The organism is Shewanella sp. (assembly GCF_051658185.1).
Taxonomy (GTDB): Bacteria; Pseudomonadota; Gammaproteobacteria; order Enterobacterales; family Shewanellaceae; genus Shewanella.
Genome location: NZ_JBOFMC010000456.1, coordinates 1 through 4,725, shown reverse-complemented (window position 1 = coordinate 4,725; position 4,725 = coordinate 1). Strand labels below are relative to the sequence as shown.

Below are 4,725 nucleotides of genomic sequence, written 5' to 3'. Positions count from 1 at the left end.
TTCACCGTTGACAATGTGCTCAATGCCGTAAAATCCTTAGGTTAATCGCCGCAGGATAAGATTAAAAACAAAAGGTTAAACTTTTGTGCTGTTAATCTGTATAATCCGGCCTGCAATCCTGTGCAGGCCGTTTTTGTATATGCAGCGCTTGTTGTGCTGCATTATGTAGAGTAAGAGGAAATTAAGACCTCAATGATCCGAGTCGCCATCAATGGTTACGGTCGTATTGGCCGCTCAATTCTGCGAGCCTTATATGAGTCTGGAAAGCGGCAGCAAATACAGATAGTCGCAATCAACGAACTTGCCAAACCTGAAGCCATTATTCACCTGACCCAATACGATACCACCCACGGTCGTTTTGGCCATAAAGTGAAGCTCGTTGCAGATAAAATGCTGATTGGCGATGATGCGATTACTCTGCTGCACCAAAGGGATCCTCGCCAATTGCCTTGGCGTGACATGGACATTGATATCGTCTATGAAGCCACAGGCGCAATTGTCGACCGCCAAAGCTGCGAAGCCCATATTCTTGCCGGTGCCAAACAAGTCTTAATTAGTCATCCCTCATCGGCCGATGTCGATGCCACAATCGTTTATGGTGTGAATCACGATTTATTGCGCGCCGAGCATACTGTGGTGTCCAATGCCTCCTGCACCACCAATTGTATTGTCCCCGTCATTGACGTGCTCGATAAACACTTTGGGGTGAAAAGTGGCGCGATTACCACCATCCATTCGGCGATGAACGATCAACAAGTGATTGATGCCTATCATGATGACCTACGTCGTACCCGCGCGGCAGGTCAATCGATTATCCCAGTTGACACTAAACTTGCCCGGGGTATTGAGCGGATTTTGCCGCACATGAAGGACAAATTTGAGGCGATTTCGGTGCGAGTGCCGACCATCAATGTGACCGCTATCGATCTTTCTGTGACATTAGCTAAAACCGTGGATATTGCCTGTGTCAATCAAGTGTTAGAATTGGCCGCCAATGGCCGATTTAACGGTATCTTAGGTTATACTGACGAGCCTTTAGTCTCGTGCGATTTTAACCACGACCCCCGCTCCAGCATTGTCGATGGTACCCAGACGCGGGTGAGTGCGGGGCATTTGGTCAAGCTGTTACTGTGGTGTGATAACGAGTGGGGCTTTGCCAACCGCATGTTAGACACCAGTTTGGCAATGGTGGCCGCAAGGCCAACCGAAGATAAGCAAAGCTGAAAATAAGAATATATGCCAATAGGTTAAGGCGTGGTAGCCGATTCGACGGGAGGTCGAGAGCCCTGCTTGCCACGTAAACCGATTGCTGCAAAACCAGTTTGTTTTTTTGATTATAAAAGGAAGCGTTACCATGGCAATTATCAATATGTCAGATTTAGATCTCCAAGGTAAGCGAGTGCTTATTCGTGAAGATCTCAATGTGCCAGTCAGCAACGGCGTCGTCACCAGTGATGCGCGTCTTAGAGCCTCTCTCCCCACTATCGAATTAGCCCTTGCCAAAGGCGCGGCGGTCATGGTGATGTCTCACTTAGGTCGTCCAACCGAAGGTGAATACAACAGCGAATTCTCCATGCAACCTGTGGTTGACTACTTAGCCAAAGCCCTGCCGTGCACCGTTCGTTTGGCGACCGACTACTTAGACGGCGTTGATGTGGCCGTTGGCGAAGTGGTGGTGTTTGAAAACGTGCGCTTCAATAAAGGCGAAAAGAAAAACGACGAAGCGCTCTCTAAGAAAATGGCAGCATTATGTGATGTGTATGTCATGGATGCTTTCGGCACGGCGCACCGCGCAGAAGCCTCAACCAACGGTGTTGGCTTACACGCGCCCATCGCCTGTGCTGGCCCATTATTAGCACAAGAGTTAGATGCTTTAGGCAAAGCGTTAGATAACCCCGCGCGCCCATTAGTGGCTATCGTGGGTGGCTCTAAAGTGTCAACTAAGCTCACCGTATTAGAAAGCTTATCCGGCATTGTGGATCAATTAGTGGTTGGCGGCGGTATCGCCAACACCTTTATCGCTGCGGCGGGCCACAACGTCGGTAAGTCTTTATACGAAGCGGATTTAATTGATGAAGCTAAGCGCTTAGTGGCGAACGCCCAAAGTCGCGGTGGTGATATTCCGGTACCTACCGATGTGGTGGTGGCGGGTGAATTTAGCCCAACAGCAACGGCGACTTTAAAGTCCGTGAGCGATGTTAGCGATAGCGACATGATTTTTGATATCGGCCCGGATAGCGCCGAAGCCTTAGCAAAAATCATCGAAGCTGCTGGCACTATCGTATGGAACGGCCCAGTGGGCGTGTTCGAGTTCGACCAATTTGGTGAAGGCACTAAGCGTATCGCAAAGGCGATTGCGGATTCTAAAGCCTTCTCTATCGCGGGCGGTGGTGACACCTTAGCGGCAGTCGATAAATACGGTATTGCAGATAAAGTGTCTTATATCTCTACCGGCGGCGGCGCTTTCCTTGAGTTTTTAGAAGGTAAAGAGTTACCTGCTGTTGCTATGCTGAAACAACGCGGCGCCTAATCGCTGAGTTGTATAAGGGCATCACGGCGTACTGCGCCGCGATGGCTCAATAAGAACGATAAAAAATTATAAAAAACCGCTCAGTCTGTTAAGCGAGATAACTCTCACTTGAGGGATTGAGCATAAAAATCCATCCAAACGATAGCGACCTCGGTGACCCAGCGTGAATGTGAAGTCACCCTATTATTGGAGTTAAAAAATGGCGTTAATTTCCCTACGACAACTACTCGATCACGCGGCAGAACATGGATACGGTGTGCCTGCGTTTAACGTAAACAACCTTGAGCAAATGCGCGCCATCATGCAGGCCGCAGAAGCGACAGACAGCCCTGTTATCGTGCAAGCCTCTGCGGGTGCACGTAAATATGCGCGTCCCCAATTCTTAAAATACCTGATGACGGCGGCGCTTGAGCAGTATCCCGATATTCCAGTCTGTATCCATCAAGACCATGGTACTGACCCTGATATCTGTCAGCGTTCTATCCAATTAGGTATGTCTTCAGTCATGATGGACGGCTCATTAATGGCCGATGGTAAAACCCCTGCTTCTTACGAGTACAACGTTGATGTGACTCGCAGAACCGTTGCCTTCGCCCACGCTTGTGGTGTGTCTGTTGAGGGTGAAATCGGTTGTTTAGGCAGCTTAGAAACCGGTACTGCCGGTGAAGAAGACGGTGTGGGCGCAGAAGGCGTATTAAGCCACGACCAACTGCTGACCAGCCCAGAAGAAGCGGCACGCTTTGTTGCCGATACCCATGTTGACGCGCTGGCGATTGCAATTGGTACCAGCCACGGTGCATACAAGTTCAGCCGTAAACCAACGGGTGATGTACTGCGTATCGACCGCATTAAAGAAATCCATGCCCGCATTCCTAACACTCACTTGGTTATGCATGGCTCTTCTTCAGTGCCACAAGAATGGCTTAAGATCATCAACCAATACGGTGGTCAAATTCCTGAAACTTACGGCGTGCCATTAGAAGAAATCGTTGAAGGTATTAAACACGGTGTGCGTAAAGTCAACATCGATACCGATCTGCGTTTAGCGTCTACCGGCGCGGTACGTAAATACTTGGCCGAACACCCAAGCGAGTTCGATCCACGTAAGTTCTTAAAAGCCTCTATGGAAGCGATGGCCGATATTTGTACTATTCGCTACGAAGCCTTTGGCTGTGCGGGCCAAGCCTCTAAGATCAAGCCATTGTCTTTACAGGCCATGTACAAAGCTTATCAATCAGGTGCCTTAGATCCTAAGATCAATCTGTAAGTTTGCATCCTGTTGAAATAGCGCTTTGAAATAGCACTTTGATACATCACCTGAAAAAGCCCGCTTCTGCGGGCTTTTTTATGTGTCCCACAATGATTATTTTTTATAGGCAACGCTAACATCTGCTAGACTTTTTTGTGGAATTCACTGAATAGAAAGGGATAAACATGAAGAATGCGCTAGCACTAGTGATATTAATGACGCCTGTTTGGGTGGCAAATGCAGGGGTGGATTTTATCAAAGATGATAAGAGCTTTGCGGGTGAAGCGGAGTTGGGAGCCACGTTAACCACGGGGAATACGGATACGGCATCTTACAAAGGACGCTTAAACCTTAAGCACGAACTGGGTCACTGGGAAAACCAATATTTATTTGAAGGATTATATAACGAGGATACCGGCGCCGTGACGGCGAAACGTTATTTTGCGGGTGCGCAAACTAACTACAATATGACAGATCGGAGTTACTTATTTGCGAATGCCAATTACGAAGTCGATCCCTTTACCGGTTATGACTACACACTCTTTGGCGCTGCCGGTTATGGTTACAGGCTTTACGACAGCAGTAAAACTTTTTTAGATGTGGAAGTCGGCCCTGGTTACCTTTATCAAGCGCTCGATTCAGAGCAAGCGTTATTGCAAGGCTATGATAGCAATGACAGTGTGGTGGCTCATGGCGTGATTAACTTTGAAACGGAAATTACCGATACCTCTAAATTTCAACAGCGTTTTGTCGCCGATTATGGCGATAAGTTAGATGCACGCTCAGAAACCTCACTCACAGCGAATATTATCGGTGCCTTGGCGATGAAATTTGCCATCATAGTGCGTTACGACAGTGAGCCGCTAGACGATAAGAAAAGTACCGACACCGAAACGAATATGACGTTACTTTACGCTTTTTAAGCCTAGCGATACGATAGCAATAG

General features: G+C 48.1%; 4 protein-coding genes. All 4 read left to right on the top strand.

What is annotated here, in order from left to right:
- Positions 1 to 192: 192 nt before the first annotated feature.
- The 4 genes from epd to ACRCZA_RS16665 all read left to right on the top strand — a co-directional run bounded on the left by epd (position 193) and on the right by ACRCZA_RS16665 (position 4,702).
- The gene (epd, locus tag ACRCZA_RS16680; RefSeq protein ID WP_438675495.1) at positions 193 to 1,224 is read left to right on the top strand and encodes an erythrose-4-phosphate dehydrogenase; all 1,032 of its coding nucleotides are present in this window, start codon (positions 193 to 195) and stop codon (positions 1,222 to 1,224) included.
- Between the two features lie 130 nt (positions 1,225 to 1,354).
- On the top strand, positions 1,355 to 2,530 hold the full coding sequence (locus tag ACRCZA_RS16675) for a phosphoglycerate kinase (protein WP_438675494.1): 1,176 nt from the start codon (positions 1,355 to 1,357) through the stop codon (positions 2,528 to 2,530).
- A 199-nt stretch (positions 2,531 to 2,729) separates the two neighbouring features.
- Entirely contained in the window at positions 2,730 to 3,797 is a 1,068-nt protein-coding gene (gene fba / locus ACRCZA_RS16670) for a class II fructose-bisphosphate aldolase (protein WP_253990187.1), read from the top strand.
- Between the two features lie 167 nt (positions 3,798 to 3,964).
- Entirely contained in the window at positions 3,965 to 4,702 is a 738-nt protein-coding gene (locus ACRCZA_RS16665) for a DUF481 domain-containing protein (RefSeq protein WP_438675493.1), read from the top strand.
- Positions 4,703 to 4,725 lie beyond the last annotated feature (23 nt).

Bases quoted from the DNA above. Each gene is read 5' to 3' on its own strand.
- ACRCZA_RS16665 (WP_438675493.1), top strand. From the start codon at position 3,965: ATGAAGAATGCGCTAGCACTAGTGATATTAATGACGCCTGTTTGGGTG.
- fba (WP_253990187.1), top strand. From the start codon at position 2,730: ATGGCGTTAATTTCCCTACGACAACTACTCGATCACGCGGCAGAACAT.
- epd (WP_438675495.1), top strand. From the start codon at position 193: ATGATCCGAGTCGCCATCAATGGTTACGGTCGTATTGGCCGCTCAATT.
- ACRCZA_RS16675 (WP_438675494.1), top strand. From the start codon at position 1,355: ATGGCAATTATCAATATGTCAGATTTAGATCTCCAAGGTAAGCGAGTG.